The sequence below is a fragment of the Streptomyces sp. NPDC004629 genome (genome assembly GCF_042873595.1).
Classification (GTDB): Bacteria; Actinomycetota; Actinomycetes; order Streptomycetales; family Streptomycetaceae; genus Streptomyces.
Map to the genome: position 1 here is coordinate 51,837 of NZ_JBIALO010000018.1, position 15,820 is coordinate 67,656.

13 protein-coding genes are annotated in these 15,820 nt (G+C 72.7%); 8 read left to right on the forward strand and 5 right to left on the reverse strand.

Going from position 1 to position 15,820, the window contains the following annotated elements; all coding sequences use genetic code 11:
• Positions 1–29 precede the first annotated feature (29 nt).
• The gene (locus tag ACFYTE_RS26125) at positions 30–629 is read right to left on the reverse strand and encodes a hypothetical protein (RefSeq protein ID WP_388715006.1); all 600 of its coding nucleotides are present in this window, start codon (positions 627–629) and stop codon (positions 30–32) included.
• A 106-nt stretch (positions 630–735) separates the two neighbouring features.
• Here ACFYTE_RS26125 and ACFYTE_RS26130 point away from each other — a divergent pair, with 106 nt between their 5' ends.
• The 3 genes from ACFYTE_RS26130 (at position 736) to ACFYTE_RS26140 (ending at position 2,888) form a co-directional block, all read left to right on the forward strand.
• A complete protein-coding gene (locus ACFYTE_RS26130; RefSeq protein ID WP_388715009.1) occupies positions 736–1,809 on the forward strand; it encodes an exo-alpha-sialidase in 1,074 nt (357 codons plus the stop codon).
• 39 nt (positions 1,810–1,848) lie between these two features.
• Complete coding sequence (npdG, locus tag ACFYTE_RS26135; RefSeq protein WP_388715012.1) at positions 1,849–2,574, forward strand: NADPH-dependent F420 reductase; 726 nt, start codon at positions 1,849–1,851, stop codon at positions 2,572–2,574.
• Positions 2,575–2,675: 101 nt separating this feature from the next.
• Positions 2,676–2,888 (forward strand): hypothetical protein, encoded by a 213-nt coding sequence (locus tag ACFYTE_RS26140; protein ID WP_388715015.1) that lies wholly within the window; start codon positions 2,676–2,678, stop codon positions 2,886–2,888.
• On the opposite strand, the gene ACFYTE_RS26145 is transcribed toward ACFYTE_RS26140, so the two are convergent.
• The gene (locus ACFYTE_RS26145) at positions 2,878–3,678 is read right to left on the reverse strand and encodes a site-2 protease family protein (protein ID WP_388715018.1); all 801 of its coding nucleotides are present in this window, start codon (positions 3,676–3,678) and stop codon (positions 2,878–2,880) included. The genes ACFYTE_RS26140 and ACFYTE_RS26145 overlap by 11 nt on opposite strands.
• Before the next feature lie 427 nt (positions 3,679–4,105).
• On the opposite strand from ACFYTE_RS26145, the gene ACFYTE_RS26150 reads away from it, so the two are divergent.
• Positions 4,106–7,474: a BTAD domain-containing putative transcriptional regulator gene (locus tag ACFYTE_RS26150; protein ID WP_388715021.1), complete on the forward strand. Its 3,369-nt coding sequence runs from the start codon at positions 4,106–4,108 to the stop codon at positions 7,472–7,474.
• Between the two features lie 27 nt (positions 7,475–7,501).
• Here the strand turns inward: ACFYTE_RS26150 and ACFYTE_RS26155 are convergent, their stop codons facing one another.
• The 3 genes from ACFYTE_RS26155 to panB all read right to left on the reverse strand — a co-directional run bounded on the left by ACFYTE_RS26155 (position 7,502) and on the right by panB (position 10,448).
• Entirely contained in the window at positions 7,502–8,317 is an 816-nt protein-coding gene (locus ACFYTE_RS26155) for an ABC transporter permease (RefSeq protein WP_388715024.1), read from the reverse strand.
• Entirely contained in the window at positions 8,314–9,339 is a 1,026-nt protein-coding gene (locus tag ACFYTE_RS26160; protein WP_388715026.1) for an ATP-binding cassette domain-containing protein, read from the reverse strand. Before ACFYTE_RS26160 ends, ACFYTE_RS26155 begins: the two co-directional genes overlap by 4 nt.
• Before the next feature lie 242 nt (positions 9,340–9,581).
• Positions 9,582–10,448 (reverse strand): 3-methyl-2-oxobutanoate hydroxymethyltransferase, encoded by an 867-nt coding sequence (gene panB / locus ACFYTE_RS26165; RefSeq protein WP_388715028.1) that lies wholly within the window; start codon positions 10,446–10,448, stop codon positions 9,582–9,584.
• Positions 10,449–10,661: 213 nt separating this feature from the next.
• Here panB and ACFYTE_RS26170 point away from each other — a divergent pair, with 213 nt between their 5' ends.
• From ACFYTE_RS26170 to ACFYTE_RS26185, 4 genes are all read left to right on the forward strand, one after another.
• Entirely contained in the window at positions 10,662–12,251 is a 1,590-nt protein-coding gene (locus tag ACFYTE_RS26170) for an MFS transporter (RefSeq protein WP_388715031.1), read from the forward strand.
• Between the two features lie 89 nt (positions 12,252–12,340).
• Complete coding sequence (locus ACFYTE_RS26175; RefSeq protein ID WP_388715034.1) at positions 12,341–12,976, forward strand: TetR/AcrR family transcriptional regulator; 636 nt, start codon at positions 12,341–12,343, stop codon at positions 12,974–12,976.
• 177 nt (positions 12,977–13,153) lie between these two features.
• Positions 13,154–14,200 (forward strand): endonuclease/exonuclease/phosphatase family protein, encoded by a 1,047-nt coding sequence (locus ACFYTE_RS26180; RefSeq protein ID WP_388715036.1) that lies wholly within the window; start codon positions 13,154–13,156, stop codon positions 14,198–14,200.
• A gap of 87 nt (positions 14,201–14,287) precedes the next feature.
• Positions 14,288–15,505, forward strand: coding sequence for an MFS transporter (locus ACFYTE_RS26185; RefSeq protein ID WP_388715039.1), 1,218 nt, complete (start codon positions 14,288–14,290; stop codon positions 15,503–15,505).
• The last annotated feature ends 315 nt before the right edge of the window (positions 15,506–15,820 follow it).

Here is a 15,820-nt window from a genome sequence, read left to right on the forward strand (position 1 = left end):
GCGGACCGGGCGTCCGGCGGGGTGGGTGGTCACCAGGGGGCGGGGGGTGGGGCTGTCAGGGCTTCTGTCAGGCTTGTCAGGCGGTCGCGGAGCGTGCGGCGGCCCCGTGCGGAGGGGACCGCGTTCTCGCCGGCCGCCGCGCTCACCAGGTGCTGCACCGTGTCCAGGTCCAGCTCGCCGTCCTCGGGCACCGTCAGCGTCTCGTGCGCCATCCCGGCCAGCTCGCCCGCGCCCGAGCCCAGGGCCAGCACCGTCACCCCGGCCCGCCGCGCGTCGTGCACCCGCTCCAGCAGCGGCGCGGGCTCACCGGGCGCCACGACGAGCAGCGTCTCGCCCCGCCGGGCCGCCGCGATCCGCCCGGGACCGACGGCCAGATGCGCGGGATCCGTGGGCCGCGCGTCGTGCCGTACCAGCGTCGGCACCAGCTCCGGCGTGCCCGACCAGGCGGCCTCGTCCACCAGATGCGCCGCCAGATGCCACGGCTCGTACTCCGGCGTGCCCACCAGCAGCAGTCCGCCGCCGTGCGCCACCACCGAGCCGCGCAGCACCCCGGCGAACCGCCGCGTGGCCCCCAACCACTCGGTCCCGGCGAGCACTTCGCGCAACAGCGCCACCCGTACGGCATCCATGGCACCGCATCCTGCCGCAACCGGTCACTCGTGACGTGGAGTTCACCCCGAATTCGCCCGACCCGGGGAAGGTGCCCAGTCCCCGAGACCGATGAGGAGCCGGCCCATGACCGACGTCAGTGTCCCCTTCCGCGCGGGCCACGAAGGGTACGCCAGCTACCGGATCCCGGCCGTGGTCGTCACCCGCCCCGGCACCGTGCTGGCCTTCTGCGAGGGCCGCCGCGACTTCGCGCACGACCACGGCCGCATCGACATCGTGCTGAAACGCTCCACGGACGGCGGCTGCACCTGGGGCCCGCTCCAGGTCGCCGCACCGGGCGGCGGCGACCTGGCCGGCAACCCCGCCCCCGTCGTCCTCGGCACCGGCCGGATCCTGCTCGTCCACGTCCGTGCCGCCGCGCACGCCACCGAGGACGCCGTGCGGCGCGGCGAGGTCACGGACGCCGACGCCCGCCGGGTCTGGGTGCGGCACAGCGACGACGACGGCGCGACCTGGTCCGAGCCCACGGAGATCACCGCGTCGGTGAAGCCGCCCGGCTGGCGCTGGTACGCCACCACCCCCGGCCACGCCCTCCGGCTGAGCACCGGCCGGATCGTCGTCCCCGCCAACCACTCCCTGCCGCCCGCCGGCGACGACACCGGTACGGAGCCCCACTACTACGGCGGCCACTGCCTGCTCAGCGACGACGACGGCGCGAGCTGGTACCTCGGCTACGTCGACGACGACACCGGCGGCTACGTCAACGCCAACGAGACCAGCGCCGCCGAACTCCCCGACGGCCGCGTCTACTTCAACACCCGCACCGCCTCCCGCTCGCCCGGCACCCGCGCCGACGCCCACTCCGCCGACGGCGGCCGCACGCTGACCAAGCCGTTCCGCCCGCAGGCGGGCCTGACCGGGCCCGTCTGCCAGGCCGCCGTCCTCCAGCTGCGCGACCCCGACCTGCTGCTCTGCTCCGGCCCCGCCGCCCCCGGCGCCCGCGCCCTGATGACCCTGCGCGTCTCGACCGACGGCGGCACCACCTGGCGCCCCGCGCACACGGTCGACGGGCTGCCCGCCGCCTACTCCGACCTGGCCCGGATCGACACCGCGACCGTCGGACTCCTCTACGAGACCGGCGACCGCGGCGCCTACGAGACGATCACCTTCCGCCGGGTGCCCATCACGGCGCTCACCTGACCGGGCCGGGCGGCGGGCCGCGGACGTAGAGTCGGCCGCATGACCTCTACCGACAGTGCACAGCAGCCCACCGGAACCCCCGCCGCAAAGCCCGCCAAGGACCCCTGGGACCTGCCGGACGTCTCCGGTCTCGTCGTCGGCGTGCTCGGCGGCACCGGACCGCAGGGCAAGGGCCTCGCCTACCGGCTCGCCCGGGCCGGCCAGAAGGTGATCATCGGTTCCCGGGCCGCCGAACGCGCACAGGCCGCCGCCGCCGAACTCGGGCACGGCGTCGAGGGCTTCGACAACGCCGAGGCCGCCCGCCGCAGCGATGTGGTGATCGTCGCCGTGCCCTGGGACGGCCACGGCAAGACACTGGAGGCACTGCGCGCGGAACTGGCCGGCAAGCTGGTCGTGGACTGCGTCAACCCGCTCGGCTTCGACAAGAAGGGCGCCTACGCGATCAGGCCCGAGGAGGGCAGCGCCGCCGAGCAGGCCGCCGCCCTGCTGCCGGACTCCAGGGTCGCCGCCGCCTTCCACCACCTGTCCGCCGTGCTGCTCCAGGACCCGGAGATCGCCGAGATCGACACCGATGTGATGGTCCTCGGCGAGGAGCGGGCCGACGTGGAGATCGTGCAGGCGCTGGCCGGGCGGATCCCGGGCATGCGCGGCATCTTCGCGGGCCGGCTGCGCAACGCCCACCAGGTGGAGTCCCTGGTCGCGAACCTGATCTCCGTCAACCGCCGGTACAAGGCGCACGCGGGGCTCCGCGTCACCGACGTGTGAGACATGCCGGCCCATGGGGGACACTGGTGGCGTCCGACAGGTCCACCGGGTCCGGCAGGTCCGACCCGGTCCAGCAGTGTCCCCCGACAGGAGCCGATCCGATGCCCGCCCTGCTCCCGCCCGGCCCGACCCGGCGCCTCGCCCTCTACACCCTCGTCGTCTGCGTCCTCGCCGTGGCCGCGGCCGTCGTCTCGTTCGTCCAGGGCAGCTGGCTGGGCATCGTCTGGGTGCTGCTGGCCGGGCTGTCCAGCAACATGTGCTGGTACTACATGAAGCGGGGCAGGGCCGGTCGTCGGCCGTCCGTCACGGGCTGACGGCGCAGTACGGGTTGCCCTCCCGCCAGAACCGGTACAGCTCGTGGCCGCAGTACTGATCGACGTCGTCGATCCCGAGGCCGCGCAGGATCGCGTCGACCAGGTCGAAGAACGCGCCGTTGAGCGACGGGATCCACAGCAGCGCGAACACGAACAGCAGCCCGAACGGCGCGAACGGCTCCACCTGGCGCTTGACGCCGGACGACAGCCACGGCTCGATCACGCCGTAGCCGTCCAGTCCCGGCACCGGCAGGAAGTTCAGGATCGCGGCCGTGACCTGGAGCAGCGCAAGGAAGGCCAGCGCGTACCGGAAGTCCCGGGGCACCCCGTCCAGCGCGTCCAGCCAGAACGGCGCCGTGCACACCGCCGCGAACAGCACGTTCGTCAGCGGGCCCGCCGCCGAGACCAGGCTGTGCCGCCAGCGGCCCCGGATCCGGCCGCGTTCGATGAACACGGCACCGCCCGGCAGCCCGATCCCGCCCATGATCAGGAAGACCACCGGCAGCACGATGCTCAGCAGCGCATGCGTGTACTTCAGCGGGTTCAGCGTCAGATAGCCCTTGGCGCCCACCGTGATGTCGCCGCTGTGCAGCGCGGTGCGCGCGTGCGCGTACTCGTGCAGGCACAGGGAGACGATCCAGGCCGCCGTCACGAACAGGAACACGGCGACGCCCGGCTGGTGGGCGAACCCGGTCCAGGTGGCCCAGCCGGTGACCGCGGTGACGGCCAGCAGCCCGAGGAAGACGGGGCTGATCCTCCGGTCGCTGCGGCGGGTGGTGGCGGTGGTCATACGGCGGGCTCCTGGCAGGCGTGTCGGACGGGCCGGGGTCGACCGTACCGGTGATGCCAGACGAACGCCCCACGGCCCGTCACGGGTTCCTGACAGCCGTCACGCGGCGACCGAGCCGATCGAGGAGGCGGCCATGACGCTCGCCGGGCTCGGCGGATCGCCAACCAGCCCGAGGACCGGCTGCCGGGCCGGACCCCGGGCACCGGTAGACACCACCCACCGACCCGAACGCTCGTCCCGCGGGCGTGGTCCTGGCCGTTTCGGGGGACACCGGCGAGGTGTTCTGCGAGCGGCCGGCGACCGGCGGGTCGGAAACTCGTGGGTGGGGTGCTGGGGGTTTCGAAGGACATCGGCGAGGCGTTCGGCCCGCGGCCGGCGATTGGCGGGTCTGGAACCCGTGGGCGGGGTGTCGGCGTCTCCGGGGACAATGGGCTCCGTGCGCTATCGCATTCTCGGCACCACTCAGGCGCTCCGCACCGACGGAACCCCCGTCCCGGTCGGCGGGGCGCGTCTGCGTGCCCTGCTGACGGTGCTGGCGCTGCGGCCGGGCCGTACCGTGCCGGTGGGCCTGCTGGTCGACGAGGTGTGGGCCGCGGAGCCGCCCGCCGACGCGACCGGGGCGTTGCAGGCGCTGGTGGGCCGGTTGCGGCGGGCGCTGGGCGCCGACGCCGTCGCCTCCGCCGAGGGCGGCTACCGGCTGGCCGCCACGGCCGAGGACGTCGACCTGTACCGCTTCGAACGGCTGACCGGCGACGGCCTGCGCGCCCTCGCCGACGGCGACCCGTACAAGGCGGCCGGTGTCCTCGACGACGCCCTCGCCCTGTGGCAGGGGCCACCCCTCGCCGACCTGCCCGACCGCACCGCCGAGGCGGCCCGGCTCGCCGCCCGGCGCCTGGACGCGCTGCGCGCCCGGCACACCGCGGCCCTCGCGCTCGGCCACGCCGAACAGGCACTGCCCGAGCTGACCGCCCTGTGCGACGGCCACCCCCTGGACGAGCCCCTGCAGGCGCTGCGGCTGCGCGCGCTGCGCGACGCGGGCCGCGGCGCCGAGGCGCTGGCCGCCTACGAGGACGTACGACGGCTGCTCGCGGACCGCCTCGGCTCGGATCCCGGACCGGAACTGCGCGCCCTGCACGCGGAACTGCTGCGGCCCGGGGAACACCCCGGCCGCGCGCCAGGCCCCGCCCCGCACGGCACCGCGGGCGACGGGGCCGCGCCCGGCGTACGGCCGGACGGCGAGGGGCTGCGGGCCGCGGCGCCCGACGGGGGCGGCGGCCCGCCGGTCCCCGGGAACCTGCCCGCCCGGCTCACCTCCTTCGTCGGGCGGGAGGGCGACATCGAGACGATCCGCGGGGACCTCGCGGCGGCCCGGCTCGTGACCCTGCTCGGGCCCGGCGGGGCCGGCAAGACCCGGCTGTCGCTGGAGGCCGCCGAGAGCATGCGGCACACCGCCACGGACGGGGTGTGGCTGGCCGAACTGGCGCCCGTCGACGACCCGGCCGCCGTACCGGAGGCCGTGCTCACCGCGATCGGCGCCCGCGAGACCGTGCTGCACGGCGCCGGCGCCGAGGGCATGCGGGCCGTCGGCGACCGCCATGACGACCCCGTCGGCCGGCTGGTCGAGCACTGCGGCAGGCGCCGCATGCTGATCGTCCTCGACAACTGCGAGCACGTCGTGGACGCGGCGGCCCGGCTGGCGGCCCGGCTCCTGGAGCGCTGCCCCGAGCTGACCGTACTGGCCACCAGCCGCGAACCCCTCAGCGTACCGGGCGAGTTGGTGCGCCCCGTGCAGCCGCTGTCCGAGCCGGCCGCGCTGCGGCTGCTCGCCGACCGGGGTGCCGCGGCCCGGCCCGGCTTCCGCATCGAGGCCGACGAGGAGACCGCCGCGGCCTGCGCCGAGATATGCCGGCGCCTGGACGGACTGCCCCTCGCCATCGAGCTGGCCGCCGCCCGGCTGCGCCTGATGACACCGCGGCAGATCGCGGACCGGCTGGACGACCGCTTCCGGCTGCTGACCTCCGGCAGCCGCACCGTACGGCCCCGCCAGCAGACCCTGCGGGCCGTGGTCGACTGGTCCTGGGACCTGCTGGACGAGGACGAACGGGACGTGCTGCGCCGTCTTTCGGTGTTCGCGGGCGGCTGCGACCTCGCCGCCGCCGAGTCCGTCTGCGGTCCGGTCGCCCTCGACGCGCTCGGCTCGCTGGTCGACAAGTCCCTGGTGGTGGCGGCCCCTGCGCCCGACGGCGCGATGCGCTACCGGCTCCTGGAGACCGTCGCCGAGTACGCCGGCGAACGCCTGGAGCAGGCCGGACAGCGTGCGCGGGCCGAACGCGACCATCTGACGTACTACCGTGAACTCGCCCGCACCACCGACCCGTTGCTGCGCGGGCCGGGCCAGCGCGCGGCCATCCAACGGCTGGAGCTTGAGTACGAGAACCTGCGCACGGCCCTGCGGCACGCGGTCGCCGCCCGCGACGAGCAGGAGGGCCTGAGCCTCGCCCTCTCCCTGGTCTGGTACTGGCAGATGCGCGACCTGCGCGGCGAGGTGAGGCACTGGTGCGGCGAGGTCATGGCACTCGGCCCCGACCCGTTCGGCGAACCCGTCCGCCCGGCCCGGCCGGTCTGGCAGCGCTGCACCGAGACCCCGCCCCCGCTGACCGGCGAACTCCTCGCCGAGGCCCGGCGCGGTGTCCATCTCGCCCATCTGGCCTGCCTGGACACCGAGATGGACGCCCTGCAGACCCCCGAGGCCCTGGCGAAGCTGCGCACCATCACCCGCACCTACGAGCCCGGCCTGCCGCAGACCTGCCATGCCCCCGGGATGATCTGGTTCTACGCCGTGGTCCTGACCGGGGACATCGAGCGGCTGTACACGATCCTGGACGCCTGTGTACGCACCTGCCGGGAGACGCCGGGCTACGACTGGAACCTCGCCGGCGCCCTCCAGCTCCGCGCCGGCATGCTCGCCAACCGCACCGCCTGGGCGGGCGACGCGGTGCGCGACGCCGACGAGGCCCTGGGGATCTACCGGCGGCTCGGGGACGCCTGGGGCGCCGCCGAGGCGCTGTCCGCGCGTGGCGAGGCCCATGAACGCAAGGGCGAGTTCGGCGCCGCCGCGGCCGACTTCGAGGCGGCCATCGAGCACGCCGAACTCCTCGGCGCCCGTGCCCAGGTGGCGATCCTCACCGCCCGGCTCGGCGGGGTGCTCCTCGAAGCGGGCGAGGCGGAACGCGGTGAGCGGCTGTTGCGCGAGGTGCTGGCCCGCAGGGACGGCGTCGGCAACGAGGCGATGCCCGCCGCCCGGCTCTTCCTCGCCGGCTGGTTCGCCGCGGACGGCCGTGTCGCCGAGGCGCGCGAAGAACTCCGGCTGGTGCGCAAGGAGTTCAAGGTCGTGCACTTCATCGTCTTCGACACCCTGCTGCTCGGCCAGGAAGCCTGGGTGTACGCCGCCGACGGCCGGCACGAGGAGGCCCTGGGCAAGATCCGCGCGTCGCTGGGGCAGTGCTCCGAACCGCTGGCTCAGGCGATCATCCCGCAGCTGCCGTCCATCAATCTGACCGTCGCCGCGGTGTCCCTGGCCCGCGTCGACGGCGGCAGCCGTGCCGCGGACGCCGCCCGCTGCCTGGGCGCCGCCGACGCGCTGCTGCCGGCCGGTCACTTCCCGGCCGGCATGGAGCGCGCGGTGCGCGGGCGGGCCCTGGACGGCATCCGTGCGGTGCTCGACGAGGCGGCCTACGAGGCCGCGTACACCGAGGGCGGTGGCCTCTCCCTCGCGGAGGCCACCGCCCTGATCTGACCCGCGCCCCCACCGGAGCCCGCAACGTCAGCTTTTGGTGCGGAACTTGTGGATGGCGACCGGCGCCATCACCGCCGTGATGGCCACCGACCAGGCCAGCGTGATCCACAGATCGTGGGCGACGGGACCGCCCACCATCAGCCCGCGGGCCGCGTCCGCCAGCGTGGACAGCGGGTTGTAGTCGGTGAAGGCCTGGAGCCAGCCCGGCATCGACTGGGTCGGCGCGAAGATCGACGAGCCGAACTGGAGCGGGAACAGCACCAGGAAGCCCATCGCCTGCACGGACTGCGCGTTCTTCAGGATCACGCCCAGGGTGAGGAACACCCACATGATCGACGAGGCGAACGCCGCGGACAGCCCCACGGCCGCGAACAGTCCGCCCCAGTGGTCGATGTCAAAACCGACCAGGACGGCCACGATCATCAGCACGGCGGTCGCGAACAGCATCCGCGCCAGTTCCACCGAGATCTTCGCGAACAGCACCGAGCCGCGCCCGATGGGCAGCGACCGGAAGCGGTCCATGACACCGGAGTTGAAGTCCTGGCTGAAGCCGGTGCCGACGCCCTGGGACAGCGTCATGCTCATCATCGCGATCATGCCGGGGATCACATACTGCACATACCCGTCCTGGCCGCCGCCCAGGGCCTGTCCGATCGAGCCGCCGAAGACGTACACGAACAGCAGCGTGAAGACGACCGGCATCAGCAGGGCGTCGAACATCGACTCCGGGTCCTGCCGGATCCACAGCAGATTGCGGCGGATCAGGGCCCCGGTGTGCCGCAGGTGGCCGCGCAGCGGGATACGGGCGTCGGAGGCGGAAGCGGACGCGGTGGCCGTGGTCATACGGCGACCTCCTGGCGGGTGTCGGCGGGCGTGGGGTCCTGCGGGGCACTGGCACGGTGGCCGGTCAGTGACAGGAACACCTCGTCCAGGCTGGGGAGTTCGGTGGTGATCGAGGAGACGGTGATGCCGCGTGCGGCGACCGCGCCGACCACTGCGGTCAGCTGCTCGTCGCTGAGGATCGGCACCAGCAGGCTGCCGGCCTCGCTGTCCACGGTCGTCGCGGCGAGCCCGGTGATGCCCAGTTCGTCCAGCATCCCGGCGAGCGGGCGCAGCTCCAGCGGGTCGGCGGGCCGGATCCGCAGCGTGCGGCCGCCGACCTTCGCCTTCAGCTCCTCGATGCCGCCGTTCGCGATGACCTTCCCGCGGTCCACGACGGTCAGCTCGGAGGCGAGCTGTTCGGCCTCCTCCATGTACTGGGTGGTCAGCAGGACGGTGACCCCGTCCCCGACCATGGCCTTGACCTCGTCCCACACCTCGTTGCGGGTGCGGGGATCGAGACCGGTCGTCGGCTCGTCCAGGTACAGCACCTCGGGCCGTCCGATCATGGAGGCGGCCAGGTCGAGCCGGCGCCGCATGCCGCCGGAGTAGGTGGCCGCGGGCCGCTTGGCGGCGTCCGTCAGCGAGAACCGCTCCAGCAGTTCGTCGGCGCGGGCGCGGGCCTCCTTGCGGGACAGGTCGAGCAGCCGCCCGATCATGTACAGGTTCTCCCAGCCCGGGAGCTTCTCGTCCACGGAGGCGTACTGCCCGGTCAGGCCGATCACCCGGCGCAGCTGGCGGGGCTGGCGTACGACGTCGTAGCCGGCGACGGTCGCCTGGCCGGCGTCCGGTGCCAGCAGGGTGGACAGGATCCGTACGAGAGTGGTCTTGCCGGCCCCGTTCGGACCGAGCACCCCCATCACGGTGCCCTCGCGCACATCCAGGTCCACGCCGTCCAGCGCCTTGGTCTCGCCGTAGTGCTTGACCAGCCCCCGCACGGTCACGGCGTCCCCACGCCCGCTGGGCTTGTTGTCGGTTCGTGTCATAAGGAAGACACTCCCACCCCCCACCGACAAACTCCCGACAGCCCACCGACAAAGGCCGGACGGCCCGCCGACGGGGGAAGATCGGCGGGCCGTCCAGGGTGTTTCCGAAATGGTCTAAGGTCAGCCGCGCCCCATAGGGGCGCGGGGCTGTATCGATATGCGGCTCCGCCGCGTGGGCGCGACCAGCCACGACGATTGCCTCAGACGACCGACAACGCGTCCCGGCCGACCCAGCGGAGCGGTTAGTGGACGGAGTGTTCCTCCTGAGGGAACGTGCCGCCGACGACGTCCTCGGCAAAAGCCTTCGCCGCGTCACCCATCACCGCACGCAGATCCGCGTACTTCTTCACGAACTTCGGCACCCGCCCACCGGTCAGGCCCAGCATGTCGGTCCACACCAGCACCTGCGCGTCCGTCTCGGGCCCGGCGCCGATGCCGACGGTCGGGATGTGCAGCACCCGGGTCACCTCGGCCGCCAGCTCCGCCGGCACCAGCTCCAGCACCACCGCGAACGCGCCCGCGTCCTGTACCGCCTTCGCGTCGCGCAGCAACTGCTGGGCCGCCTCCTCGCCGCGCCCCTGCACGCGATAGCCCATGGAGTGCACGGACTGCGGGGTCAGGCCGATGTGCGACATGACCGGGATGCCGGAATCCACCAGCAGCCGGATCTGCTCGTGCGAGCGCTCGCCGCCCTCCAGCTTGACGGCGCCGACACCGGCCTCCTTCACCAGCCGGGTCGCCGAGCGCAGCGCCTGCACCGGGCCCTCCTGGTAGGAGCCGAAGGGCAGGTCGCCCACGATCAGGGCGCGCTGGGTGCCGCGCACGACCGCGGCCGACAGCATGGTCATCTCGTCGAGGGTGACGGGCACGGTCGTCTCGTACCCGAGGTGGCAGTTGCCCGCCGAGTCGCCGACCAGCATCACCGGGATGCCGGCCTCGTCGAACACGGACGCGGTCATGGCGTCGTAGGCGGTGAGCATGGGCCACTTCTCGCCCCGCTCCTTGGCGAGGGCGATGTCGCGGACGGTGATGCGGCGCGTGCCCTTGCCCCCGTACAGCGCCTTGCTGCCGTCGGAGGGCTTGGTCTGGGCAGCCGAGAGCTGCGTCATTGCAACGGCTCCTTCAGGTCATCTCGAAGCGCCCTGACGGCGTCTCCGGATCCCCTCCATGGTGGCACCTCGTGCCAGGGACGGCCAGGGGACCTCCGTGTGATCCGCTCGGCATCGGGGTGCCCGCCCCGTAACCGGCTCTCCGGGTAAGGTCTGGGCAAAGAAATAAGATACGAGACGGTTCCGTATCGGAATGGTCCTAGGCTCGTTGCCATGACAACTCCCGCTGCAGCCGCCTCCCGGATACCCGAAGAGGTGCACCGGCGCCGTTGGGCCATCCTCGGCGTCCTCATGCTGAGCCTGCTGATCGTGGTGCTGGACAACTCGATCCTGAACGTCGCGGTCAAGACGATCTCCATGCCCGCGCCCACCGGGCTCGGCGCCACCCAGAGCGAGATCGAGTGGGCCATCAACTCCTACACCCTCGTCTTCGCCGGCCTGCTGTTCACCGCGGGCCTCGTCGGCGACCGGCTCGGCCGCAAGAAGGTCCTGCTCGGCGGGCTCGTCGTGTTCGGCATCGGCTCGGCCCTGGCCGCCGAGTCCGGCTCCCCGGGTCAACTCATCGGCTACCGCGCCCTCATGGCGCTCGGCGCCGCCTTCGTCATGCCGGCCACCCTGGCCGTGCTCATGAACGTCTTCGAGCGCGAGGAACAGCCCAAGGCCATCGGCATCTGGGCGGGCGGCGTCGGGCTCGCCATCGCCATCGGCCCGATCACCGGCGGCGCGCTCCTCGACCACTTCTGGTGGGGCTCCGTCTTTCTCGTCAACGTGCCGATCGTGATCCTCGCGGTGGCGCTGATGATCTGGCTCGTGCCCGACTCGCGCGACCCCAGGCCCGGCCGCGTCGACCCCGTCGGCGTCGTGCTCTCCGTCGTCGGCCTGGTCCTGCTCGTCTACGGCATCATCAAGGGCGGCGAACTCGCCGACTTCACCGACCCGACCGTGCTCGCCACCATCGCCGCGGGGCTCGTCGTGCTCGTCGCCTTCGTGCTCTTCGAGAAGCGCAGCGACCACCCGTCCCTCGACGTCAGCTACTTCAAGAACAAGGTCTTCTCGGCCGCCATGAGCGCCATCGCGCTGGTCTTCTTCGCGCTGATGGGCGTGACGTTCTTCGGCGTCTTCTACACCCAGAGCGTGCGCGGCTACTCGCCGCTGGAGTCCGGTGTGCTCATGCTGCCGCTGGCCGCCGCACAGATGATCTTCGCGCCGCGCGCCCGGCTGGTCGTCGACCGGTTCGGCAACCGGGCCACCACCACGGCCGGGCTGCTCCTGATCGCCGCGACCCTGGCCGTCTTCGCCACCTTCGATGCGGACACCCCCATCTGGCTGCTGGAAGTGGTCTTCTTCCTGATGGGCACCGGCATGGCGCACATCATGACGCCGACCTCCGTCGTCATCATGCAGGCCCTGCCGCGCGAGAAGGCCGGCTCCGCGTCCGCGCTGAGCAACACCTTCCGCCAGGTCGGCGGCGCTCTCGGCATCGCCGTACTCGGCTCGGTCCTGTCCGCCGCGTACCGCAACGGCATCGAGGACAAGCTCGGGGCGGTGCCGGCCGGACTGCGGGACACCGCGGCCGATTCCATCGAGGCCACCCTCGGCGTCGCCGCCCGGCTCGGCCCGCAGGGCAAGGCGCTGGTCGACCCGGCCAACGACGCGTTCCTGCACGCCATGCACGTGACCGCGCTGTGCGGGACCGGTGTCGCACTGCTCGGCGCGCTGGTGGTGGCGCTCTTCCTGCCGGGCCGGCCGCCGGCCGCTCAGGAGGGCGAAAAGGAAGCGGAGTTGGTCGCCGCCGCGGACTGAGCCGTCCGCGTACGCGTCCGGAGAGGCAGCACGGGGGAAGGGGGCCCCTGCGGGACAATTCCCGCAGCACAGCGAAAGGACGGAGTGACGTGAGCCTTGCCGACAGTCGCCCGCAGCCCTGCGGTCCCGCCCGGGGCCGTCCGCGCAGCGAAGCCGTGGAACGCGCCATCCTGGAAGGTGTGATGAAGCTCCTGGAGGACGGCGTACCCCTCGCCGAGCTGTCCATCGAGCGGATCGCCCGCACGGCCGGCGTCGGCAAGGCCACCATCTACCGCCGCTGGAGCGGCAAGGAGGAACTGTTCGTCGACGTCATGCGCGCCGCCGAGCCCCCCGACCCCGAACTCCCCGGCACCTCCATGCGCGACGACCTGGTCATGCTGCTCGAAGCGCTGCGCCTGCGCGGCCTGGCCAACCGCTCCTCGGCCATCCTGCACAACGTGCAGGCGCAGATGAAGAGCAGCCCCAAGATCTGGGCCGCCTACCACACCAGCGTGATAGCGCCCCGGCGCAGGCAGGGCCTGGAGATCCTGCGCCGTGGGCAGCGCAACGGGGAACTCCGGCCGGACGTCGACCTCGAACTGGCCAACGACCTGTTCGTCGGCCCCATGCTCGTCCGCTCCGTGATGCGCCCCGACATGGAACTCCCCGACGGTCTCGCGGAACAGATCGTCGACACCGTGCTGGCCGGCCTACGGCCCGTCAGCGCGCCCGGCGCACAGCCCTAATGTGCGCGTTTCGTCACAGTCCACCCCGCCCCCTCCGGCACCGGAACTCCGGGCGCCCGCCTGTTCGTCCTGGACTTCCGTACGGCCGTCATGGGACGGCGGGAAGGGAGCCGATCATCCCCTAGGGTCGTAACCCAGGGGGACGACGGTGTGCACGGCAGGTTGTGAGGCGACGGTATGGCGCAGCAGGCGTACATCACGGAGACGGACAACGGCGGCTCGGGGCCCGAGCCACGGGGCTCCCGGTTCCGGCGCCTGGCGCTCCGCCTGCGCGACGTCTGGCGCGATCCGGGCATCTGGCGCCGCGGCATCGTCCTCGCCGTGCTCGCCCTGCTCCTCGCCCTGGTGATGCTGCTGCACTCGCACATCCCCAACACCGTGGGCAACCTCGGCAGCCTCACCGAGACCTTCCTGCCCTGGCTGGGCCTGCTCATCCCGGTCCTGCTGGTCCTCGGCGTCGTCCGCCGCTCCGCCACCGCGCTGATCCTGGTGGTGCTGCCGTCCGTGGTGTGGCTGAACCTCTTCGGCGGGCTGCTCACCGACCGCGCGTCCGGCGGGGGCGACCTGGTGGTCGCCACGCACAACGTCAACGCCGACAACCCGGACCCGTCCGGCACCGCCCGCGAGGTGGCCGCCTCCGGCGCGGACCTGCTCGCGCTTGAGGAGCTGAAGGCGTCGGCCGTCCCGGTGTACGAGAAGGCGCTGGCGTCGACGTACAAGTACCACGCGGTCGTCGGCACCGTCGGGCTGTGGAGCAAGTACCCGATGACCGCGGTCCGGTCCGTCGACATCCGGCTGGGCTGGCAGCGCGCCATGCGCGCCACGGTCGCCGCGCCCGACGGCCGGGTCGCGGTGTACGTCGCCCATCTGCCCTCGGTGCGGGTGAAGGTGGCGTCCGGATTCACCGCCCGCCAGCGCGACAAGAGCGCCGACGCGCTGGGCGAGGCGATCGCCGACGAGCAGCTGCGGCGGGTCGTGCTGCTCGGCGACCTGAACGGCACGATGAACGACCGCGCGCTCAACGCCGTCACCTCCCAGATGCGCTCCACGCAGGGCGCGGCGGGCAGCGGGTTCGGGTTCAGCTGGCCGGCGTCGTTCCCGATGGCGCGGATCGACCAGATCATGGTGAAGGGGGTCGAGCCGGAGAGTTCCTGGACGCTGCCGAGGACGGGCAGCGACCACCTTCCGGTGGCGGCCCGTGTGAAGGTGGACACGTCCGCGTAACCCGCAGGAATACTGAGCCTGAGACGCTTTGTTCCGAGGCTGAACATAAGCTGCTCCGTCCCCTTCTCGAAAGGCACAGGCTCCTTCATGCCCCTGGCCCTGCTCGCCCTCGCCGTGGGCGCCTTCGGCATCGGCACCACCGAGTTCGTGATGATGGGCCTGCTGCCCGACGTCGCGGACGACCTGCACGTCTCCCTGCCGACCGCCGGGCATCTGGTCTCCGCGTACGCGCTGGGCGTCGTCATCGGCGCGCCGCTGCTCGCCGCGGTCACCGCGCGGATGTCCCGCCGCACCGTCCTCATCGGCCTCATGGCCCTCTTCGTGGTGGGCAACGCGCTGTCCGCCCTCGCGCCCGGCCATGAGTCCCTGCTCGCCGCCCGGTTCCTCAGCGGACTGCCGCACGGCGCGTTCTTCGGCGTCGGTGCCGTCGTCGCGACGACCATGGCCGCCCCCGAGCGCCGGGCCCGCTCGGTCTCCCTGATGTTCCTCGGCCTGACCGTCGCCAACGTCGCGGGCGTCCCCGCGGCGACCCTGGCCGGCCAGCACTTCGGCTGGCGGGCCACCTTCCTCGGGGTGAGCGTGATCGGGTTTGCGGCGATCGCCTCCCTCGCCCTGCTGATCCCGCACGACCACACCCACGGCCCCGCCACCGGCCTGCGCGGCGAACTGGCCGCCCTGCGCTCGGTGCCGGTGTGGCTGGCCCTCGGTACGACCGTGGCGGGCTTCGGCGCGCTGTTCGCCGCCTACAGCTACGTCACGCCGATGCTCACGGACGCCGCCGGGTTCGCCGAGTCCGGGGTGACGCTGCTGCTCGCGCTGTTCGGCGTGGGCGCGACGGTGGGCAACCTGCTCGGCGGCCGGCTGGCCGACCACGCCATGCGCGGCACACTGTTCGGCGGACTTACCTCGCTGGCGCTGGTCCTGGCCCTGTTCCCGGTGCTGATGCGGGCGGAGTGGAGCGCGGCGCTCGCGGTGACCCTGCTCGGTACGGCCGCGTTCGTCACGGGCTCACCGCTGCAACTCATGGTCATGGAGAAGGCCGCGTCGGCGCCCTCCCTGGCGTCCTCGGCCAACCAGGCGGCCTTCAACCTGGCGAACGCCGGGGGAGCGTGGATCGGTGGCCTCGCCCTGGCCACGGGCTTCGGCGTGACGTCCCCTGCGGTTGCCGGGGCGGCGCTTGCGGTGCTGGGGCTGGGGGTGGCCGCGGTGGCTTACGCGGTGGACCGTCGCGGTGGCCTGCCGGCGGCTCGGCAGCGGCTGGTTGTGGCGCATGTGCCTGAGCAGCAGGAGGCGGTGCGGTCCTGATTCGGCCGTGGGCTGGGCGTGGGGTTTCTTTTCTGGCGCGGGGGGTTGCAGCGGGGGTGTTGTGGCTGGGCGGCAGCGGGTGGCTGCGGGTTCGTTGTGGCTGGTCGCGTGGTTTCTCGCGTCCCTTTGGGGGCTGGCGGTCGTGGGGTATCTGCGGGTTCGTTGTGGCTGGTCGCGCAGTTCCTCGCGCCCCTTTGGGGTGGTGCCGGTCGTGGGTGGCTGCGGGTGCGTTGTGGTTGAGCGCGCAGTTCCTCGCGCCCCTTTCGGGGCGCCAGCGATCGGGTGTGTTGTTCCTTGTGCGGGGAACTGCACACC

Coding starts and splice junctions, on each gene's coding strand:
- ACFYTE_RS26160 (WP_388715026.1), bottom strand. CDS start 9,339: ATGACACGAACCGACAACAAGCCCAGCGGGCGTGGGGACGCCGTGACC.
- ACFYTE_RS26145 (WP_388715018.1), bottom strand. CDS start 3,678: ATGACCACCGCCACCACCCGCCGCAGCGACCGGAGGATCAGCCCCGTC.
- ACFYTE_RS26185 (WP_388715039.1), top strand. CDS start 14,288: ATGCCCCTGGCCCTGCTCGCCCTCGCCGTGGGCGCCTTCGGCATCGGC.
- ACFYTE_RS26180 (WP_388715036.1), top strand. CDS start 13,154: ATGGCGCAGCAGGCGTACATCACGGAGACGGACAACGGCGGCTCGGGG.
- ACFYTE_RS26130 (WP_388715009.1), top strand. CDS start 736: ATGACCGACGTCAGTGTCCCCTTCCGCGCGGGCCACGAAGGGTACGCC.
- ACFYTE_RS26170 (WP_388715031.1), top strand. CDS start 10,662: ATGACAACTCCCGCTGCAGCCGCCTCCCGGATACCCGAAGAGGTGCAC.
- npdG (WP_388715012.1), top strand. CDS start 1,849: ATGACCTCTACCGACAGTGCACAGCAGCCCACCGGAACCCCCGCCGCA.
- panB (WP_388715028.1), bottom strand. CDS start 10,448: ATGACGCAGCTCTCGGCTGCCCAGACCAAGCCCTCCGACGGCAGCAAG.
- ACFYTE_RS26150 (WP_388715021.1), top strand. CDS start 4,106: ATGGGCTCCGTGCGCTATCGCATTCTCGGCACCACTCAGGCGCTCCGC.
- ACFYTE_RS26125 (WP_388715006.1), bottom strand. CDS start 629: ATGGATGCCGTACGGGTGGCGCTGTTGCGCGAAGTGCTCGCCGGGACC.
- ACFYTE_RS26140 (WP_388715015.1), top strand. CDS start 2,676: ATGCCCGCCCTGCTCCCGCCCGGCCCGACCCGGCGCCTCGCCCTCTAC.
- ACFYTE_RS26155 (WP_388715024.1), bottom strand. CDS start 8,317: ATGACCACGGCCACCGCGTCCGCTTCCGCCTCCGACGCCCGTATCCCG.